The organism is Pseudomonas sp. GW822-FHT07A10 (assembly GCF_058798795.1).
This window is the reverse complement of the sequence record NZ_JBXAKV010000009.1, coordinates 162,486-182,256: the sequence shown is the minus strand read 5'-3', so window position 1 is coordinate 182,256 and position 19,771 is coordinate 162,486. Positions and strand designations below refer to the sequence as shown.

Annotated in this window: 15 protein-coding genes; 6 read left to right on the top strand and 9 right to left on the bottom strand. The window is 57.7% G+C overall.

Annotated features, from left to right (window positions below; genetic code table 11):
• Nucleotide 1: 1 nt before the first annotated feature.
• Entirely contained in the window at nt 2–3,412 is a 3,411-nt protein-coding gene (locus tag AC1RL4_RS16960; protein WP_230173082.1) for a DEAD/DEAH box helicase family protein, read from the top strand.
• 54 nt (nt 3,413–3,466) lie between these two features.
• Nucleotides 3,467–4,951 carry an endonuclease NucS domain-containing protein gene (locus tag AC1RL4_RS16955; RefSeq protein WP_230173084.1) on the top strand — a complete coding sequence of 495 codons (1,485 nt, stop codon included), beginning with the start codon at nt 3,467–3,469 and terminating at the stop codon, nt 4,949–4,951.
• Nucleotides 4,952–5,426: 475 nt separating this feature from the next.
• Here the strand turns inward: AC1RL4_RS16955 and AC1RL4_RS16950 are convergent, their stop codons facing one another.
• The 9 genes from AC1RL4_RS16950 to exaC form a co-directional block, all read right to left on the bottom strand.
• Nucleotides 5,427–6,173, bottom strand: coding sequence for a S24 family peptidase (locus tag AC1RL4_RS16950; protein WP_086945945.1), 747 nt, complete (start codon nt 6,171–6,173; stop codon nt 5,427–5,429).
• Nucleotides 6,174–6,401: 228 nt separating this feature from the next.
• Entirely contained in the window at nt 6,402–6,929 is a 528-nt protein-coding gene (ppa, locus tag AC1RL4_RS16945) for an inorganic diphosphatase (protein ID WP_007933577.1), read from the bottom strand.
• 114 nt (nt 6,930–7,043) lie between these two features.
• A complete protein-coding gene (locus tag AC1RL4_RS16940; protein ID WP_028938829.1) occupies nt 7,044–7,856 on the bottom strand; it encodes a M90 family metallopeptidase in 813 nt (270 codons plus the stop codon).
• A 6-nt stretch (nt 7,857–7,862) separates the two neighbouring features.
• Entirely contained in the window at nt 7,863–8,519 is a 657-nt protein-coding gene (locus AC1RL4_RS16935; protein WP_096479485.1) for a DedA family protein, read from the bottom strand.
• 268 nt (nt 8,520–8,787) lie between these two features.
• On the bottom strand, nt 8,788–9,249 hold the full coding sequence (locus AC1RL4_RS16930; RefSeq protein WP_018925733.1) for a GNAT family N-acetyltransferase: 462 nt from the start codon (nt 9,247–9,249) through the stop codon (nt 8,788–8,790).
• Nucleotides 9,250–9,362: 113 nt separating this feature from the next.
• A complete protein-coding gene (gene eutC, locus AC1RL4_RS16925; RefSeq protein WP_230173086.1) occupies nt 9,363–10,187 on the bottom strand; it encodes an ethanolamine ammonia-lyase subunit EutC in 825 nt (274 codons plus the stop codon).
• Between the two features lie 8 nt (nt 10,188–10,195).
• Nucleotides 10,196–11,590 carry an ethanolamine ammonia-lyase subunit EutB gene (locus AC1RL4_RS16920; RefSeq protein ID WP_018925735.1) on the bottom strand — a complete coding sequence of 465 codons (1,395 nt, stop codon included), beginning with the start codon at nt 11,588–11,590 and terminating at the stop codon, nt 10,196–10,198.
• 120 nt (nt 11,591–11,710) lie between these two features.
• Complete coding sequence (gene eat, locus AC1RL4_RS16915) at nt 11,711–13,081, bottom strand: ethanolamine permease (protein ID WP_019581359.1); 1,371 nt, start codon at nt 13,079–13,081, stop codon at nt 11,711–11,713.
• A gap of 219 nt (nt 13,082–13,300) precedes the next feature.
• The gene (gene exaC, locus AC1RL4_RS16910; RefSeq protein ID WP_018925737.1) at nt 13,301–14,821 is read right to left on the bottom strand and encodes an acetaldehyde dehydrogenase ExaC; all 1,521 of its coding nucleotides are present in this window, start codon (nt 14,819–14,821) and stop codon (nt 13,301–13,303) included.
• A 479-nt stretch (nt 14,822–15,300) separates the two neighbouring features.
• Here exaC and AC1RL4_RS16905 point away from each other — a divergent pair, with 479 nt between their 5' ends.
• From AC1RL4_RS16905 to AC1RL4_RS16890, 4 genes are all read left to right on the top strand, one after another.
• Complete coding sequence (locus tag AC1RL4_RS16905) at nt 15,301–17,214, top strand: sigma-54-dependent Fis family transcriptional regulator (RefSeq protein WP_230173088.1); 1,914 nt, start codon at nt 15,301–15,303, stop codon at nt 17,212–17,214.
• Nucleotides 17,215–17,458: 244 nt separating this feature from the next.
• On the top strand, nt 17,459–18,808 hold the full coding sequence (gene mpl / locus AC1RL4_RS16900; RefSeq protein ID WP_019581356.1) for a UDP-N-acetylmuramate:L-alanyl-gamma-D-glutamyl-meso-diaminopimelate ligase: 1,350 nt from the start codon (nt 17,459–17,461) through the stop codon (nt 18,806–18,808).
• Complete coding sequence (gene ubiX / locus AC1RL4_RS16895; protein ID WP_007937469.1) at nt 18,805–19,437, top strand: flavin prenyltransferase UbiX; 633 nt, start codon at nt 18,805–18,807, stop codon at nt 19,435–19,437. The genes mpl and ubiX overlap by 4 nt, the downstream gene beginning before the upstream one ends.
• Nucleotides 19,430–19,714 (top strand): YceK/YidQ family lipoprotein, encoded by a 285-nt coding sequence (locus AC1RL4_RS16890; protein WP_007937468.1) that lies wholly within the window; start codon nt 19,430–19,432, stop codon nt 19,712–19,714. Before ubiX ends, AC1RL4_RS16890 begins: the two co-directional genes overlap by 8 nt.
• The last annotated feature ends 57 nt before the right edge of the window (nt 19,715–19,771 follow it).

Below are 19,771 nucleotides of genomic sequence, written 5' to 3'. Positions count from 1 at the left end.
TATGAGTAACTTTGCCTTCCTGCGCACTGAATGGCCCGGTCTCTATACCGAAGCGGTCAAGGCGGAGGCGAACGTCCTGGCGGATCCGCGTTCTTCCTGCTTCTATGCCCGGCGCACGCTGGAGTTGTTAGTGGCGTGGCTGTTCCAGGCTGATCGCAGCTTGAAGCTGCCGTACAAAAGCGACTTGTCGGCATTCTTGTTTGAGCCAAGCTTCAAAACCCTGACCGGGCCGATGCTCCACGCCAAAATGGAAGTCATCCGCAAGCGCGGTAACGATGCCGTGCACAGCGCTCGTCAGGTGCGTGAGCAAGACGCCCAGGCCGTGCTCAGCGAGCTGTTTCACGTGGCCTATTGGTTAGGGCGGCACTACGCACGCAGTGCCGCTGGCAAGCCGGATGGCGCGTTGCGCTTTAACCCGACGCTGCTGCCAAAACCGCCAGCCACCACTGCGACTCAAAGTCAGGCCCAGCTACAGAAGCTGGAAGGCGAACTCGCCCAACGGGACGCCGCACTGGCTCAAGCACAAAAGAAAAATGCTGCTCTGGATCAAGAGCTCGCCTCGCTGCGCGCCGATGTCGCTGCTGCGAAAGCGGCCAACGCCGTTCAACCCGATACTCACGATTACAACGAAGCCCAAACTCGCGACCTGTTCATCGATCAGCTGTTGCACGAAGCGGGTTGGCCACTGGATGCAGCTCGTGATCGTGAGTTTGAAGTGACGGGCATGCCGAACACACAGAGTCAGGGGTTTGTCGATTACGTGCTCTGGGGCGACGACGGCAAACCGATGGCGCTGATCGAAGCCAAGCGTACTCAGCGCGATGCCCGTGCTGGGCAGCAACAGGCCAAGCTGTATGCCGATTGCCTGGAGTCTATGTACGGCCAGCGGCCATTGATTTATTTCACCAATGGTTACGAGCATTGGCTGTGGGACGACACCTTGTACCCGCCGCGCTTGATTCAGGGTTTTCATAAAAAAGCTGAACTGGAACTGCTGATTCAACGCCGTATCAGCCGCAAGCCTTTGGGGCAGGCGACGATTGATCCGTTGATCGTTGAGCGGCATTACCAGCTCAGGGCTATCCGGCGTATTGGCGAAACCTTTGAGCAGGATCGTCAGCGCAAAGCGTTGGTGGTGATGGCCACCGGTGCCGGCAAGACTCGGACGGTGATTGCCTTGAGCGATTTATTGATGCGTTGCAATTGGGCCAAACGCATTCTGTTTCTGGCTGATCGCGTGGCGTTGGTCAATCAGGCAGCTAATGCCTTCAAAAGTTTTTTGCCCAGTGCCGCTCCGGTGAATTTGGTCACAGAGAAGAACACTGAAGGGCGCGTCTATGTATCGACCTACCCGACGATGATGGGCTTGATCGATGAGAAACAGGACGGCCAGCGGCGCTTTGGTGTCGGCCATTTTGATTTGATCATCATTGATGAGGCACACCGTTCGGTGTATCAGAAATACCGAGCGATTTTTTCCTACTTCGATGCGCTGTTGGTGGGCCTGACTGCAACCCCTAAAGATGAGATCGACCGTAACACTTACAGTCTATTCAACCTCGAGAGTGGCGTCCCGACCGATGCCTATACCTTGGACGATGCGATTGCCGAGGGTTATCTGGTGAAGCCTCGTGGGGTTTCGGTGCCGCTGAAATTCCAGCGTGAGGGTATTAGCTACGACCAACTTCCCGAAGATGAGAAAGATCAGTGGGACGAACTGGAGTGGGGCGAGGAGGAAGAAATACCTGACGAGGTGAGCGCCGACGCGGTTAACCGCTGGCTGTTCAACACCGACACGGTAGACAAAGTGTTGCAAACCCTTATGGAGCGCGGCCACAAAGTGGCGGGCGGCGACCGGTTGGGCAAGACCATTATCTTCGCCAAGAACAACGCCCATGCTCAGTTTATTGCTGACCGCTTCGATGAGAGCTATCCCGATAAGAAGGGGGCCTTTGCTCGAGTCGTGACCTATAAGACCGAGTACGCCCAGTCCTTGATTGACGATTTCTCAATCAAGGAGAAGGCACCGCACATCGCGATTTCGGTCGACATGCTCGACACCGGTATCGACGTGCCAGAAGTAGTCAATCTCGTATTCTTCAAAATCGTCCGCTCCAAAGCCAAATTCTGGCAAATGGTCGGGCGAGGTACGCGATTGTGCAAAAACCTCTTTGGCCCAGGGCACGATAAAGAAGACTTCTTCATCTTCGACTTCTGCCAGAACCTGGAGTATTTCAATCAGAACCCTGAACCCACCGAGGGAACGCTGAGCGAGCCATTGGGGCAGCGCTTGTTCAAGGCTCGTCTGGAAATGTTGGCGGCGCTGAATCGGCGGCGTAACAGCGTCGAGATCAAGGAGCCCCACGGCGTTTATTCGGTGGTCTTCAGCGATGATCAACTGCGTGACGACATCGCCTTGTCGCTACATGAACGGGTGTGCTCAATGACACTGGACAACTTCGTTGTTCGTCCAAAACGGCGGTGGGTGGAAATCTATTCCGCAGTGGGCATTTGGAAAGACATCGGAGAAACTCAACTGCGCGAATTGGCTGACCATGTTTCAGGCTTGCCAACCACCTTGGCGGAAGAAGATGAAGAGGCTAAGCGCTTCGACCTTCTATTGTTGCGATTACAGCTATGCATTCTCAACGCGGAGCCAGGTTTTGCCCGTTTGAGTGAACAGGTTCAGGGCTTGGCTCAAGCGCTGCTGGGCCAAACCAACATTCCGGCAATTGCCGAACAAACACTAATGATCGAAGCCGTAGCGGGGCAGGAGTGGTGGGAAGACGTCACCGTTTCGATGCTGGAACAGGCTCGCCGCAAGTTGCGCGGTTTGATCAAGCTGCTGGAGAAAGGGCGCGGCGTTAGCGTTTTTACCGATTTTGAGGATGAGCTGGGGCAGATTGAGGAGGTCGTAATGCCTTCAATGGTCAACCCGGCGAGTTTTGAACGTTTCCGCGAAAAAGCCCGCGTTTTCCTGCGTGCACATCAGGACCATTTGTCGTTGCAGAAGCTAAGGCGTAATCAACCACTGACGGCCTTGGACCTTGAGGCTTTAGAGCAGATGCTGGTTGAAAGTGGTGCCGGTGCGGGTGAGATAAATCGGGCGAAAGAGCAGGCCAAGGGTTTGGGACTGTTTATTCGCTCCTTGGTTGGCCTGGATCGCGATGCGGCTTCTGATGCGCTGTCCGGTTTTTTGACTGGAAAAGCACTCAACGCTAGCCAGATCGAGTTCAGTAATTTGGTGATTCAACATCTGACTGAGCACGGTGTTATGAGCGCATCTTTGCTTTATGAGTCGCCATTTACCGATATCACTCCCAGCGGTCCGGATGGTTTGTTCGATCCTAAGCAAGTTGATGAGCTGATTTTGGCATTAAGAAGGATAGATGCGACGGCTTTAGTTGCGTAGTTTTACATGTTTTGGTTTGGGATTATTTTGAATGGCTGGCGCAGGCGAGGGCATATGAAAGGAATTAGTGAGAATGTAATTCGGAATTTTCTGAAAGAAAATTTGTCGGTGCTGGAGTCTGGGCTCAGTCTTGTTCAAGATGAATTTTATATGAGGGGGCGTGAAGGTTCGGGTGGCTATATTGATATTCTTGCCAAGGATAAATATGGTCACTATGTGTTTATTGAGTTGAAGCGAGCGGAATCATCAGCTCGTGAAGCTTTGCATGAGGTGACGAAATACCTTCAGTTGAGTAATTTAGCTGCTCACGAGTGTCGAGTTTTTATCGTTTCGACTTCTTGGGGTGAGCTGTCGTCCTCACTGCCATTGTTTCAAAAAGAAATGGAGTATCCGATAGAGGGGTATTTGCTTGTTGTTGATGAAGACGGTGTTCCTCTAAGTTCCACAAAATTCGATCCTAGAATAGTGAAAGTCTATCGTTTAGAGTACCACAAGGAGCACCTGCAAGTCGTTTATGATCAGTTGGATAAAGCTCGTAATGCTTTTGTAAAATTGAAAAAGCATGTCGATCAATTTGCCGTTCCTGTGGCTGTTGCAATTTTTGTAAATCCAAATGAATTCGAAGAGGTAAAAGCTCGGCTCTACCTCGCCGCGATTCGAGATTGGGATGACGCTACCGTTTTTGAAGCTGAAAAGCTAATTGAGCGGACTGGTATCAATGCTGGCAGAAAAGCAATGGATGGCCCACGTAATGTCTATGAAGACTACTTGCGTGCTTTAACCTGTGTACTTGGTCGAGATTTTCTGGAGTTAGATAGAGGTACTCCAAATAAACTCGCTACGTACAACTCTATCTGGGGTGTTGACGAGGTTTGTTTTTCAAATGAGCTGCTTCGACATTTTCCTATCCACTCACCGACTGATTTTATTGAGAGCGCCTCACTAAAAAAAACAGGTGGGAAGGATTGGTTGGACGTTGTTTTTAGCACACGGCACGCGCCTTCATATAAGAAAAATATAGAAAATATCGAGAGTTTTATACGTCATCGACCATCATGGCATGACTTTATTTTGGGAAGCATAAGCGCACTCGAAAGCGATCGGGATGGGATAGAGGTTGATTTGCAGATCTTTGATCCGAGGAATGTTGTGGCAAGCTTGGTAGGTTTCCATGAGACTCAAGATGAGTCATATCTTCCTCGATATTCTCTGACTGTGAGGGACTTGGACGGTAGTGACTTGATCTCAGTGATGGGAAGTTATGTTTGGAATGGTGCAGTGATTAAAAGTTCTCCCGAGGAGCTATTTTCGTCGTTGGGTGTCACGTATATTACGCACCTCGCTTTTGGATATGCTGGAAGTGTCGACACAGATATTTGTGATGCGCTTGGTCTCTCCTATGCGACTTTTCAGGTTTTTCCTGAGTCGGTCTTATATACCGAAAAGGGAGCATGTGAAGATTTTGATGGTTTTTATAAGGCTCATGTTGAGTGGATTGAAGAAATTACCGCTGACGTAGCACTGTTTAACTACAACTAAAATTCTGCGCGCTAACTATATAATTCAGAGTGTCACTTTCTTCCGGGCATTAAAAAGCCGGCTTGTGGCCGGCTTCTCGGGGACTGGCTTGGTTTATTTTTGGTAAACCGCGCCAGCCTTCAAAACGTACACCCGGATCTTGCGTCCGGCTGTGGGACTTGGCGAGAAAGTGATCTGCCTTGTCGGTGCGATCTGAGCCTTGGAAAGGGTCGATGCGCAAATGTGGGGCGCAGCATACTGATTTTTTTGAATAATTCCCAGCTTGGCGTGCGGGGTAGAGCTTTGCGGGGATGATTTTGTGTGGCCGCGCGGACCCTGTGGCGAGGGGGCTTGCCCCCGTTGGGGCGCGGAGCGTCCCTGAAGTGGGTTATCCAGAAGCACCGCATTTACAGGTTTGCGACTGCTGTGCAGTCGAACGGGGCGGTGCGGCGTTCCGACAAGCCCCCTCGCCACATTGGATCGCTGGGCTTCGTATTTACAGGAACGGTACGGACGGTCTGCGTTTGTTGAGCGTGGACCACCAGAATACCCACCCCAAGACCCTGATGTTCTGCTTGTCGATCTGCTCGGCGTTGAAGATCTCATCCGGATACTCGGCACGATTGTGGCTGCGCAACCGCAGCGCATTTCCCGGCATCCGGTGCAGGTATTTGATTCGCAACATTCCGTCATGCTCGATCGCATAGATCTCGCCATCGATAATCTGCGTAAGCCCGCGATCAATGGCGAGGGTAGAACCGTCTTCAATCTTTTCGGCCATGCTGTTGCCGATCATATGGGTGCAGATGGCATTGGCATGTTTGATTTCCAGGGAGTCGAGGTGGCTGTGGGGCAGGCGGATGGATTGGCCGGGGTCTTCGACGACGTGGGTTTTGTTGGAGCCTGGGGCGGTGGCGGTCTCTTTGAAGAAGGGCAGTTCGACGTCGATGGGTTCGATCACCGTGTAGATGCCCCGGATGGCCTGGGCGTCGAAGGTGTTGCCGGACTCGTCGAGCACACGCAGGCGCGAGGACTCTTTCGGGCCTTCGCCGGTTTTCAGCCAGTCACTGTTTACAGACAGAAGTCGGGAGACTTCCTCCATGCGATAAGCGGGCACACCACGGGTGTACCAGTTATGGATATTTTGCGCTTCCGTGTCGAAGAAAGCGGCAAATCCTGTCGTTGTGATGTTGGCTGCTTCGAGGAGCGCTCTGAACCGTGGGCCGCTAGTGTTCTTTTTCATAAACACGAGTCTACGGGCGCAGGATGGGGGTTTGAATAAACGACCCGTTCAAATTTCGAGGGAAATTTAAGACCGGATGTAAGACGCTTTTCGTAAAAAATAAACAGGCAAACACCCAGGCCGAAATGCTCAAAACTCATTGTTAAAAGCGTTCCAGACAGGCACAAAAAACCCCGGATCAACCGGGGTTTTTCTTGAAGCGTGAGGCTAGAAACTAACCGTTGCTTCTCAGCCTTTGTAGGCAGCGACCGACTTGGTGATCGCGGCGCGGGCGGCGTCTGCGCCGTCCCAGCCTTCGATTTTCACCCATTTGCCTTTTTCGAGGTCTTTGTAGTTCGCGAAGAAGTGCTCGATCTGCTGGATCAGCAGGGCTGGCAGGTCGGTGTATTCCTTTACGTCCACGTACAGCTGGGACAGCTTGTCGTGTGGGACTGCGATGACTTTGGCATCGCCGCCGCCGTCGTCGGTCATGTTCAGGATGCCGACTGGACGCGCGCGGATCACCGAACCTGGAGCAACCGGGTAAGGAGTCACGACCAGCACGTCGAGGGGATCACCGTCGTCAGCCAGGGTGTTCGGGATGTAACCGTAGTTGGCCGGGTAGAACATTGGGGTGGCCATGAAACGGTCAACGAACAGGCAGTCGCTGTCTTTGTCGATTTCGTATTTGATCGGCGCGTGGTTGGCCGGGATCTCGATCGCGACGTAGATGTCGTTCGGCAGGTCTTTGCCAGCCGGAATCTTGCTGTAGCTCATTGGGCGGTGCCCCCGTTAGTTGACCAAAAATACTTGGCCGGATTGACCAAAAAGTGGCGGCGATTATAGGCATATTCCGCCGTTGATGCCACGCACCTAAGGGTCGTAGAGACCTTAGTCGCGTGCCTGATAGACCGGGTCTTCGGCCAGAAGTTGCCGTAGACGGGCCAGCGGATCCTGACGATAAAACAACTTCAACTGCTCGTAGACCTGTGGATAAGCCTCGTGCAGCAGATCCGGGGCGCTGAAGAAGTATTCGCTGGTGACCGCGAAGAACTCGGCGGGGTTTTCCGCGGCATACGGGTCGATGGCGGTTTCAGCGTCCGGGTTGCGCTCCAGTTGCCGGTCGAGGTCGTCATAGGCTTCCTGCATGACCTTGGCCCAGTCGCTGACGCGCATGTCGGCGTGCAGCGGTGGCAGGCCATTGGCGGAGCCGTTGAGCATGTCGAGCTTGTGCGCGAGTTCGTGGATCACCAGGTTGTAGCCTTCCCAGCCACCGCTGGCCATCACGCCGGGCCAGGCCAGGATGATCGGGCCTTGCTGCCAGGCTTCGCCGCTGTGTTCACCATCCCATTCGTGTTCGACGCCGCTGGCATCGCGATGGCGCTGGGGGCTGAGGAAATCGTCGGGGTAGAGGATGACTTCGTGAAAGCCCTGATACCAGTTCAGATCGCCCAAATGCATGAGCGGTAATTGGGCCTGGGCGGCGAGTAGCAGGCGCTGCTCCTGGTGGAGTTCGACGCCGGGCAGGGCGCTCAGGTGTTTGTCTTGCAGGAACAGCACGCTGGCTTCGCGCAGCCACTGGTCTTCGGCCGCGCTGATGCCATCGAGGAAGCTCAGGTGATGGCGCACCCGTTGCCACATGTCGTCGGCAATCGGATGCTTGGCCAGGGTGCGCCGGCGTCGCCAGGCGCTGAGGGACCACATCGTCAGTCAGCGGGGTTCGGCTTTGGACGCGCCATTAGCAAGACGGCTGCGGATCACGCCAATGATCATCGGTAGCAGCGACACCAGGATGATACCCACCACCAGCAGCGACAGGTTTTTCTTGATGAACGGTACGTTGCCGAAGAAGTAGCCGAGGGTTACCAGGCCACCCACCCAGAGGATGGTGCCGAAAATGCTGAAGGCGAAGAAACGCGGGTAAGGCATTTTGCCAACGCCGGCGACGAACGGGGCAAAGGTACGGATGATTGGCATGAAACGCGCCAGGGTCACGGTTTTGCCGCCATGTTTGTCGTAGAAATCGTGGGTTTGTTGCAAGTAATCGCGGCGGAAGATTTTCGAGTTCGGGTTACTGAATAGCCGTTCGCCGACGGTGCGGCCGATCACGTAGTTGGTGCTGTCGCCGAGGATCGCCGCCAGCATCAGCAGGCCGCCCAGCAGTACCGGATCCATGCCGCCACCGGCCGCCACGGCGCCCGCGATGAACAGCAGGGAATCGCCCGGCAGGAACGGCATCACCACCAGCCCGGTTTCGCAGAAGATCACCATGAACAGGATGGCGTAGATCCATGCTCCGTAGTTGTTCACCAGCATCTCGAGGTAAACATCGAGATGCAGAATAACGTCGATCGGGTTGAAATCCATGGAAAGCACCTGTGGTGATGGCCCGACTCAGCAGGCCTGTGCGGATAGCTTCGCGTAAGACTACAGCGGGGTGTGATTTTTCTTACGAGTCGTGAGGTGTGGGCATTATACGGGGTGAAAAGTGAAAAACGCGTCGAGTTTGTAGCGAGGAATGTCGATGTGTTACGGGGTTTGTCGGAAAAGGTCGCAGCCTTCGGTAGCACCTACAGGTTCGAGGTTGCCTCGGTCAATGCAGGCGCTGCCGAAGGCTGCGATCTTCTTGGTGACTTTAAAGTTCGTCACTGATCGGCAACACGTAGTTCTTGAACTCGGTGTCTTCCCTGAACCCGATGGATTCGTAGGTTTTCTGCGCGACTTCGTTGTTGCTGCTGGTGGAAACGCGCATGCGCACGGCATTGGTTTCCTTGGCCATTTTCTTCGCGGTGCGGATCAGGTTGTCGGCTACTAACTGGCGGCGGGCGTCTTCGGCGACGTAGATGTCGTTGAGGATCCATACGCGTTTGAGCGAAAGAGACGAGAAGCTCGGGTACAACTGACAGAAACCCAGCAGTTTGTTGTTGTCGTCATCGGCCAGGGCCAGGTAGATCACCGACTCTTTGCGCCGCAGGCGCTTTTCGAGGAACGCTCGGGACGAGTCCGGATACGGCAGGGAACCGTAAAACTCGCGATATTTGACGAACAACGGGGTCAGCAGGTCCAGGTGTTCGAGGGTCGCTTGAATAATCCGCATGGTAGGTCTCGTCTTCAAGTGGCTGTCTTACATGGTGACGGCGATAGGAAACCCTTGGCGGCCGTGCATCGATCCTGCCTTAAACCGGAATAGAAACGCAATGCGGAAACGGTTCAGGCATCCGACGGGCTGAGTAGGAAATTACCTTTCAAACCTGCTCCTGTGTCCGACTCCAGCGTCTGAACCTGGGCTTCGTCCTTCAGACTGACCCCCGATAACTGCCGCCGACAGGCTTCGCGCATCAAATACAGCAAACGGTGTGCCGCCATGCCGTAACTCAAGCCTTCGAGCCGGACATTCGAGATGCAGTTGCGGTAGGCATCTGTCAGTCCGACCTTGGGATTATAGGTGAAATACAGCCCCAGGCTGTCTGGAGAGCTTAATCCAGGGCGTTCCCCGATCAGAATGACCACCATTTTTGCGCCCAGCAGCTCGCCAATCTCGTCAGCCACCGCAACCCGGCCTTGTTCCACCAGAATCACCGGCGACAGGGACCAGCCTTCGATAGCTGTCTGTTCTTCCATGCGTGCCAGAAACGGCAAGGTGTGGCGATGAACGGCCAGTGCCGAGAGACCATCGGCCACCACAACAGCCAGATCCACCCCGCCTGGATGGGCTCGCGAGTAATCACGCAGAGTCTGCGCTGACTCATCACTCAACTTGCGCCCCAAATCGGGGCGCTGCAAATAGCTGTTCCGATCCGTGGCGGCACTGTGCAGCAGCAAACTCTCACGCCCACGCTCGGTCAGTTGCGAACTGAGCGCCGAGTGATCGAATGGCAGGTGCACCGCATCCCGGGCTTGGGCATGGGCGTACTGGAAATCCAGCTGCGCGCGGGTCGGCATGCTGGTGCCGGTACGGCCGAGGGCAATGCGTGCCGGGGTCAGGCGGCGCAGTTCCAGCAATGGGTTCTGCGGATCGACAGGTGGTTTATACATATAAACACTCATCCCAGTTGCGCCAATGCCTGGCGGAACGCCGGTGGCAGGCTGTTGCCGAAGTGAATTTTGCCGTCCGCCTGGGTGAAGATGCCCATGTTCGCCAGCCACTGCTCAAACTCCGGCGCCGGTTTCAGGCCCAGGGTTTGCCGGGCGTAGAGGGCGTCGTGGAACGAGGTGGTCTGGTAATTGAGCATGATGTCGTCGGAGCCGGGGATGCCCATGATGAAGTTGATCCCGGCTACGCCCAGCAAGGTCAGCAGAGTGTCCATGTCGTCCTGGTCGGCTTCGGCATGGTTGGTGTAACAGATATCGCAGCCCATGGGTACGCCCAGCAGCTTGCCGCAGAAGTGGTCTTCGAGCCCGGCGCGGATGATCTGTTTACCGTTATAGAGGTATTCCGGGCCGATGAAGCCTACGACGGTGTTCACCAGAAACGGTTTGAAATGCCGTGCCACGGCGTAGGCGCGGGTTTCACAGGTCTGTTGATCGATGCCGTGGTGGGCGTTGGCCGACAAGGCACTGCCTTGGCCGGTCTCGAAATACATCAGGTTTTGGCCCAATGTGCCGCGATTCAGGCTCAAGCCGGCGTCGTAGCCTTCCTGTAAAACGTTGAGGTTGATGCCGAAACTGGCGTTGGCCGCTTCGGTGCCGGCAATTGACTGGAACACCAGGTCCAGCGGAACACCGCGATTGACCGCCTCGATGGAGGTGGTGACGTGGGTCAGCACGCAGGCCTGTGTCGGAATGTCGTAGCGTTGGATGATCGCGTCGAGCATTTCCAGAATGGCGCAGATCGAAGCGATGCTGTCGGTGGCCGGGTTGATGCCGATCATCGCGTCGCCGTTGCCGTACAGCAGGCCGTCGAGAATGCTGGCGGCGATGCCGGCCGGTTCGTCGGTGGGGTGATTGGGTTGCAGGCGCGTCGAGAGTCGGCCGCGCAAGCCCAGGGTGCCGCGGAACTTGGTAACCACGCGGATTTTCTGCGCCACCAGCACCAGGTCTTGCACGCGCATGATCTTCGACACGGCGGCGACCATTTCCGGGGTCAGGCCGGGGGCGAGGGCGCGCAGGCTCTGTTCGTCAGCGGCTTCGCTGAGCAGCCAGTCGCGGAAACCGCCGACGGTGAGGTGGCTGACCGCTTTAAAAGCCTGTTTGTCGTGAGTGTCGATGATCAGTCGGGTGACCTCATCGGCCTCGTAGGGAATCAGCACTTCTTCCAGGAAGTGGGCCAGCGGGGTGTCGGCCAGGGCCATCTGCGCGGCCACCCGCTCGCCATCGTTGAGGGCTGCAACGCCGGCCAGAAAGTCCCCGGAGCGCGCCGGGCTGGCTTTGGCCATGACCTCCTTGAGGCTGTCGAAGCGGTAGGTCTGGGCGCCGACGGTATGGGCAAATACGGCCATGGGACGGTGTCCTCCTGATTCAATAAATATCTCAAATGCACCACTAAAACCCCTGTGGGAGCGGGTTCTGGTGCACTTCAATAGGGCGGGCGCCGGGAGTCAGCCCGGCGCCGGTGCATTTCAGACGCCTTCGAGCATCGCATCTGCCGGCGCATCAGCGCGTTGCTTGGCGGTCAGTTGGAAATACAGGTAACCGGCCACCATGAAACCGAGGAACACACAGCCGATCAGCGCGTTGAACCAGGCCATCGCCACCAGGCACACCACCGCCAGAAACAGCGCGATCCCCGGTACGATCGGGTAGCCCGGCGCGCGGAAGGTGCGTTCCAGGTTGGGTTCGGTTTTACGCAGTTTGAACAGGCTCAGCATACTGATGATGTACATCACGATGGCGCCGAATACCGACATGGTGATCATTGCAGCCGTCAGCGTCATGCCTTGCAGGTTGACCAGGCCGTCGCTGTAGATCGCCGCGATGCCGATCACGCCGCCCGCCAGGATCGCCCGGTGCGGGGTCTGGAAGCGCGACAGTTTGGCCAGGGAAGCCGGCAGGTAACCGGCGCGAGCCAGGGCGAAGAACTGCCGCGAATAACCCAGAATGATCCCGTGGAAGCTCGCCACCAGGCCGAACAGACCGATCCACACCAACATGTGCATCCAGCTCGAGTTGTTGCCGACCACGGCTTTCATCGCCTGAGGCAGCGGGTCGTTGATGTTCGACAGTTGGCGCCAGTCGCCGACACCGCCGGCCATGACCATCACGCCGATGGCGAGGAACACCAGGGTCAGAATGCCGCTGACGTAAGCCTTGGGAATCGTGCGTTTCGGGTCCTTGGCTTCTTCGGCGGCCATGGCTGCGCCTTCAATGGCGAGGAAAAACCAGATCGCGAACGGGATGGCCGCAAAGATGCCGGGAATCGAGGCCATGCTGAATTCGTTGGCGCCCGACCAGCCGTTGAGCACGAAGTTACTGAAGCTGAAGCCCGGTGCGACCACACCCATGAACACCAGCAATTCGGCGACGGCAAGCACGGTGACCACCAGTTCGAAGGTGGCCGCGATGCTCACGCCGAGGATATTCAGGGTCATGAACACGAAATAGGCGCCAACAGCGGCGATCTTCGGGTCCAGTTCCGGGTATTGCACATTGAGGTAGGCGCCGATGGCCATGGCAATTGCTGGTGGCGCAAAGACGAATTCGATCAGGGTGGCGATGCCGGCGATCAGTCCGCCTCGCTCGCCGAAGGCTCGGCGGCTGTAGGCAAACGGCCCGCCAGCGTGGGGAATGGCGGTGGTCAATTCGGTGAAACTGAAAATGAAGCAGGTGTACATCGTCGCCACCATCAATGCGGTGACGAGAAAACCCAGGGTACCTGCGGTGCCCCAGCCATAACTCCAGCCGAAATACTCGCCGGAAATCACCAGGCCGACGGCAATGCCCCATAGATGCAGGGTGCCGAGTGTGGGTTTGAGCTGTGTAGTAGAAGTCATAGGTCCTCTCTGCGTAGTAGAAGTCATAAGTCCTCTCTGTCTTTTTTATTGTTTGATTTGTTGGACTTTCGGGTATGGCATTCAGTGTGTAGAGCGGGAATGCAAAGCCAATGCCAGACCGGCAGAGCGATGAAGGAGGCGTTTAAGGGCACCATCGCGGGCTTGCCCGCGATGGCCTTCTGAAGGGCGACACAGAAATACCTGTATCGCCCCCGGTTTTTAGAAGAAGCCCAACGGGTTGATGTCGTAGCTCACCAGCAGGTTTTTGGTCTGCTGATAGTGATCGAGCATCATTTTGTGGGTTTCACGGCCGACGCCGGACTTTTTGTAACCACCGAACGCGGCGTGTGCCGGGTACAGGTGGTAGCAGTTGGTCCACACGCGACCGGCCTTGATGGCGCGGCCCACGCGGTAGGCGCGGTTGATGTCGCGGGTCCAGAGGCCGGCACCCAGGCCGAACTCGGTGTCGTTGGCGATGGCCAGGGCCTCGGCTTCGTCCTTGAAGGTGGTGATGCTCACCACCGGGCCAAAGATTTCTTCCTGGAACACGCGCATTTTGTTGGTGCCCTTGAGCAGGGTCGGCTGGATGTAATACCCGGTCGCCAGGCTGCCCTCGAGTTTTTCCACCTTGCCACCGGTCAGCAGCTCGGCGCCTTCGCCCTTGGCGATGTCCAGGTACGAAAGGATTTTGTCGAATTGCTGCTCGGACGCCTGGGCGCCGACCATGGTGTCGGTGTCCAGCGGGTCGCCACGCTTGATCTGCAGGACTTTTTTCATGACAACTTCCATGAACTCGTCGTAGATCGACTCCTGTACCAGGGCGCGGGACGGGCAGGTGCAAACTTCGCCCTGGTTGAAGAATGCCAGCACCAGACCTTCAGCGGCTTTCTCGATGAAGGACGGTTCGGCCTGCATGACGTCTTCGAAGAAGATATTCGGCGACTTGCCTCCCAGCTCCACGGTGGATGGAATGATGTTTTCGGCGGCGCATTTCATGATGTGCGAGCCGACTGGAGTCGAACCGGTGAAGGCGATTTTGGCGATGCGTTTGCTGGTGGCCAGGGCCTCACCGGCTTCTTTGCCGAAGCCTTGCACCACGTTGAGCACGCCAGGTGGCAGCAGGTCGCCGATCAGCTCCATCAGCACAGTAATGCCCAGCGGGGTTTGCTCGGCAGGTTTGAGGACAATGCAGTTGCCGGCGGCCAGGGCCGGAGCGAGTTTCCAGGCGGCCATCAGAATCGGGAAGTTCCACGGGATGATCTGCCCGACCACGCCCAGCGGCTCATGGATGTGATAGGCCACAGTATTGCCGTCAATCTCGGCGGCGCTGCCTTCCTGGGCGCGGATGCAACCGGCGAAATAGCGGAAATGGTCGGCGGCCAGCGGGATGTCGGCGTTGAGGGTTTCACGCACGGCCTTGCCGTTGTCCCAAGATTCGGTGATCGCCAGCAGTTCCAGGTTCTGTTCGATGCGATCGGCGATTTTCAGCAGCACCAGCGAGCGTGCCTGGGCGGACGTGGCGCCCCAGGCATCGGCGGCGGCATGGGCGGCGTCCAGGGCTTTTTCGATGTCTTCGGCAGTGGAGCGCGGGAATTCGGCAATCGGTTGGCCGTTGACCGGCGAAGTATTGGTGAAGTACTGACCTTTGACAGGCGCGACGAACTCGCCGCCGATGTAGTTACCGTATTTGCTCTTGAACGAAACGATAGCGCCTTCAGTACCGGGGTGAGCGTAACGCATGATGGGTTTCTCCTTGGCTTTTGTGCTTATAAGGGAGGACGCGCCAGAGCGCGGTAACAAGCGTAGAGCAAAGGTTGGGCCACCGCCTCGCAAGTCAGTTAAATCAAGGGCTTGTGTATTTTTTGTCGGACGGCTGGGCGGTGCTTGTGACGCTTGCGGTACAACCCATGTGACACTTTGTACCGCTTGTGGCACAGCCTGTGACCGATGGGTCTTGTCAGCATTGCAATGCGTCGATGGCTGGAGGATGCTGGGCCTCAAATGGCCCACAGGTAATCCTCTGTGGCGAGGGAGCTTGCGTGGTGAGGGGGCTTGCCCCCGTTGGGCAGCGAAGCAGCCCCCAAACCATTCACCTCGATTTACCAGATACACCGCATGCTCAGGATTTACGACGGCTGCGCAGCCGAACGGGGGCAAGCCCCCTCGCCACAGGAAGTGGTTATAGGTAGGCACTCACCTATCGGGGAGAATAATAAGAAATGCACGACAACCATTTGAGTCGCCATGCCCAGCAAGTGTTGACCGTGACCCAGGGCAAATCCCACCTGCACGGCCCCGGCAGCGATCCGTCCATTGCCCGCTCCTGGCTGCGTTGCCTTGAGGACTATCACCTCGACCCGGCCCTGACCATGGCGCCGACGGTGCTGGAACATGGCCGCGTGCTGGAAAGCCGCGAACGCTTGCAGCAAGTGCTGCAGATCGCCGGCAACGAAATGACCAGCCTCCACCAGCAACTCTCCGGCGCCGGCCACGCAGTGTTGCTGACCGACGCTCGCGGGGTGATCCTCAACTGCGTCACCGCGCCCGCCGAACGAAAGATTTTCGAGCGCGCCGGCCTTTGGCTGGGCGCCGACTGGAGCGAAGCCTGTGAAGGTACCAACGGCATCGGCACCTGCCTGGTGGAGCGCCAGTCCCTGACCATCCACCAGGACGAACACTTTCGCGGCCGCCACACCGGCCTGACCTGCTCGGCAAGCCCGGTGTTCGACCCTCATGGTGAACTGTTGGCGGTGCTTGACGTGTCTTCGGCGCGTCACGAGGTTTCGCGGCAGAGCCAGTTTCACACCATGGCCCTGGTCAATCTGTCGGCGAAGATGATCGAGAGCTGTTATTTCCTGCGTTACTTCGACAATCAATGGCTGCTGCGTTTTCACTTGCAGGCCGAATCCGTCGGACTGTTCAGCGAAGGGCTGCTGGCGTTCGACGGGGAAGGGCGGATTTGTGCGGTCAATCAGAGTGCGCTGAATTTGCTGGGGCATATTCGCGGCGGGCTGTTGGGCCAGCCGGTGGAGGCGTTCTTCGATTGCTCGCTGGACGAGTTGCTCGGCCGCGCGAGCGCCAATGCCAGCGCCAGTTGGCCGTTGCGCACCCGCGACGGGCGCCGTCTGTTTGCCGTGTTGCGCGGGCAGCCGCGCAGCATTCCTGCACCCGTGGTGCAACGCCCGGCAGTGGCCGAGCGTCCACGGCTGTCGGGTATTTGCCTGGGCGATGCCGCGTTGCAGGAAGACTTCCGCAAGGCCTTGCGGGTGTTCGAACGGGACGTGCCGTTGCTGATCAACGGCGAAACCGGCTCAGGCAAGGAGGCTTTCGCCAAGGCTGTGCATCAGGCTAGTCAACGGGCGGAAAAATCGTTTGTTGCCCTCAATTGCGCGGCGATTCCCGAAAGCCTGATCGAAAGCGAGCTGTTCGGCTATCGCGGCGGCAGCTTCACCGGTGCCCGCAAGGAAGGCATGCGCGGCAAGTTGCAGCAGGCCGATGGCGGGACTTTATTCCTGGATGAAATCGGCGACATGCCGTTGAGCATGCAAACCCGGCTATTAAGGGTGCTGGAAGACCGTCAGGTGGTGCCGATTGGCGGCGAGCCGGAATCGGTCAATGTGCGGATCATCAGCGCCACTCACCGTAACCTGCTCGAAAGGGTGCAGGACGGCAGTTTCCGCGAGGATTTGTATTACCGGCTCAATGGGCTGGAAGTCGCATTGCCGGCGTTGCGCGAGCGCACGGATAAATCACAGTTGCTCGACTTTCTGCTGGCCGAAGAGGCGGGCGGGGAGACAGTATTGATTGATGCAGCGGCGCGGCAGGCCTTGCTGGATTTTGCCTGGCCGGGGAACGTGCGGCAGTTGCGTAATGTGCTGCGGACCCTGGCGGCGTTGTGTGACGGCGGTCGGATCGGGCTGGAAGATTTGCCGGCGATGATTCGTCAGGCCCGGCCGGTGATGGTGGCGACGATTGAAGAGCCGTCCGAATATCCGCTGGACGATGCCGAGCGGCTGGCATTGCTCAACGCACTGGAACAGCAACGCTGGCACATGACCCACACGGCTGAACAGTTGGGCGTGAGCCGCAATACCCTCTACCGGAAGCTGCGCAAACACGGTATCGCCCGATAAGCGTTTTTGTGGCGAGGGAGCTTGCTCCCGCTGGGTTGCGAAGCAGCCCCAAAACCAGCCAACGTGGTGTATTAGCCGGATCACGGCTGCCAACGTTACGACTGCTGTGCAGCCGAGCGGGAGCAAGCTCCCTCGCCACAAAAAAAACGCGCTCGATCAGCCAAGCGGTTGTGCCACGTTCAGCTAAAGAGTGCGATTTTCCCCTCCCTACGCTAACCTGCGGCCATGTTTTACGAGGTCGACTATGCACATTCATATTCTTGGTATTTGCGGCACTTTCATGGGTTCGATGGCGGTTCTGGCCAAAGAGCTGGGCCATCGCGTGACCGGCTCCGATGCCAACGTCTACCCGCCGATGAGCACTCAGCTGCAAGCCCAGGGCATTGAGTTGACCCAAGGTTACGACCCGGCGCAGCTCGATCCGGCCCCGGACCTGGTGGTGATCGGCAATGCCATGTCCCGCGGAAACCCGGCGGTCGAGTACGTGCTGAACAAAGGCCTGCCGTACGTCTCCGGCCCGCAATGGCTGGCGGATCACGTATTGCAAGGCCGCTGGGTGCTGGCGGTTGCCGGCACGCATGGCAAAACCACTACCAGCAGCATGCTCGCCTGGGTCCTGGAACACGCCGGCATGAGCCCGGGTTTCCTGATCGGCGGAGTGCCGCAGAATTTCTCGGTGTCGGCGCGTCTGGGCGATACGCCGTTCTTCGTGATTGAAGCCGACGAATACGACAGCGCATTCTTCGACAAGCGCTCCAAGTTCGTTCACTACCGCCCGCGCACGGCGATCCTGAACAATCTGGAGTTCGATCACGCGGACATCTTCCCTGATCTGGCGGCCATCGAGCGACAGTTCCACCATTTGGTGCGGACCATTCCGAGCGAAGGCCTGGTGATCCATCCGACCACCGAGCCGGCCTTGCAGCGCGTGATCGAGATGGGCTGCTGGACTCCGGTGCAAACCACCGGCGCCGGCGGTCAATGGCAGGTCAAACTGCTCAGTGAAGATGGCTCGAAGTTCGAAGTGATGTTCGAAGGCGTGGCTCAAGGCGTGGTCGAGTGGGACATGACCGGTCAGCACAACGTCGCCAACGCCTTGGCCACCTTGGCCGCCGCGCGTCACGTCGGCGTCGTGCCGTCGATGGGCATCGCGGCACTGAGCGCGTTCAAAAGCGTGAAGCGCCGGATGGAAAAAGTTGCGGAAGTCCGTGGCATCACCATTTACGACGACTTCGCCCACCACCCGACCGCCATCGCCACCACCCTCGACGGTTTGCGCAAGCGCATCGGCGATGCGCCGCTGATCGCGATCATCGAGCCGCGCTCCAACTCCATGAAGCTTGGTGCTCACCGCGATGGCTTGCCGGAAAGCGTGGTCGATGCCGATCAGGTGATCTGGTATTCGCCGGCCAACCTCGGTTGGGACCTGGGTGCCACGGCGGCGTTGTGCACCGTGCCGTCGATTGTCAGCGATTCGCTGGAAGGAATCATCGAGCGCGTGAAGAGCCAGGCCCAGCCCGGCACTCACGTGGTAATCATGAGCAACGGCGGCTTCGGCGGCCTGCACGGCAAACTGGCCGAGGCGCTGCAATGAACAATGGTCCGGAACGCATCACGCTGGCGATGACCGGCGCTTCGGGCGCTCAGTACGGCTTGCGCCTGCTCGACTGCCTGGTGCGTGAAGACCGCGAGGTGCACTTCCTGATTTCCAAGGCCGCGCAACTGGTGATGGCCACCGAGACCGATGTCTCGCTGCCGTCAAAGCCGCAGATGATGCAAGCCTTCCTCACTGAATACACCGGCGCCGCCGCTGGGCAGATTCGGGTGTACGGCAAGGAAGACTGGATGTCGCCGGTGGCATCGGGCTCCGGCTCGCCGGCGGCGATGGTGGTGGTGCCGTGTTCCACCGGAACCTTGTCGGCTATCGCGACCGGTGCCTGCAACAACTTGATCGAGCGGGCGGCCGACGTGACGTTGAAGGAGCGCCGCCAGCTGATTCTGGTACCGCGCGAGGCGCCGTATTCGAGCATTCATCTGGAGCACATGCTCAAGCTGTCGAACATGGGCGTGACGATTCTGCCAGCATCGCCAGGCTTCTATCATCAGCCGCAAACCATTGATGACTTGATCGACTTCGTCGTGGCGCGAATTCTCAATCTGCTGAACATTCCGCAAGACATGCTGCCGCGCTGGGGTGAACACCATTTGAGCAGTGATGAATAAGCTGCTGATCATTCTGCTGGCGGTGCAACTGGCGGGCTGCGCCACGGCGCGCACCCTCGATGCCGCCAAACCTGGGGCGCCGGTGGTGTATTCGGGGACGCGTCTGGACTTGTATGCAATGAACGGTGGGTGCTGCGCCATGGACAGATTTGGCGCAGAGGCGCCGAGTTATCCCGGTGTTGATCTGCCGGCCAGTGCTTTGCTCGACACACTGCTGTTGCCGTTGTCGTTGTTGACGGTTTTAGGTGTTGGGTTTCAGGCAACTGGCGGATTGTAGGGGAGCGCTTCGCGCTCTATTCGCGGGCAAGCCTCGCTCCTACAGGGCGTGCGTCGT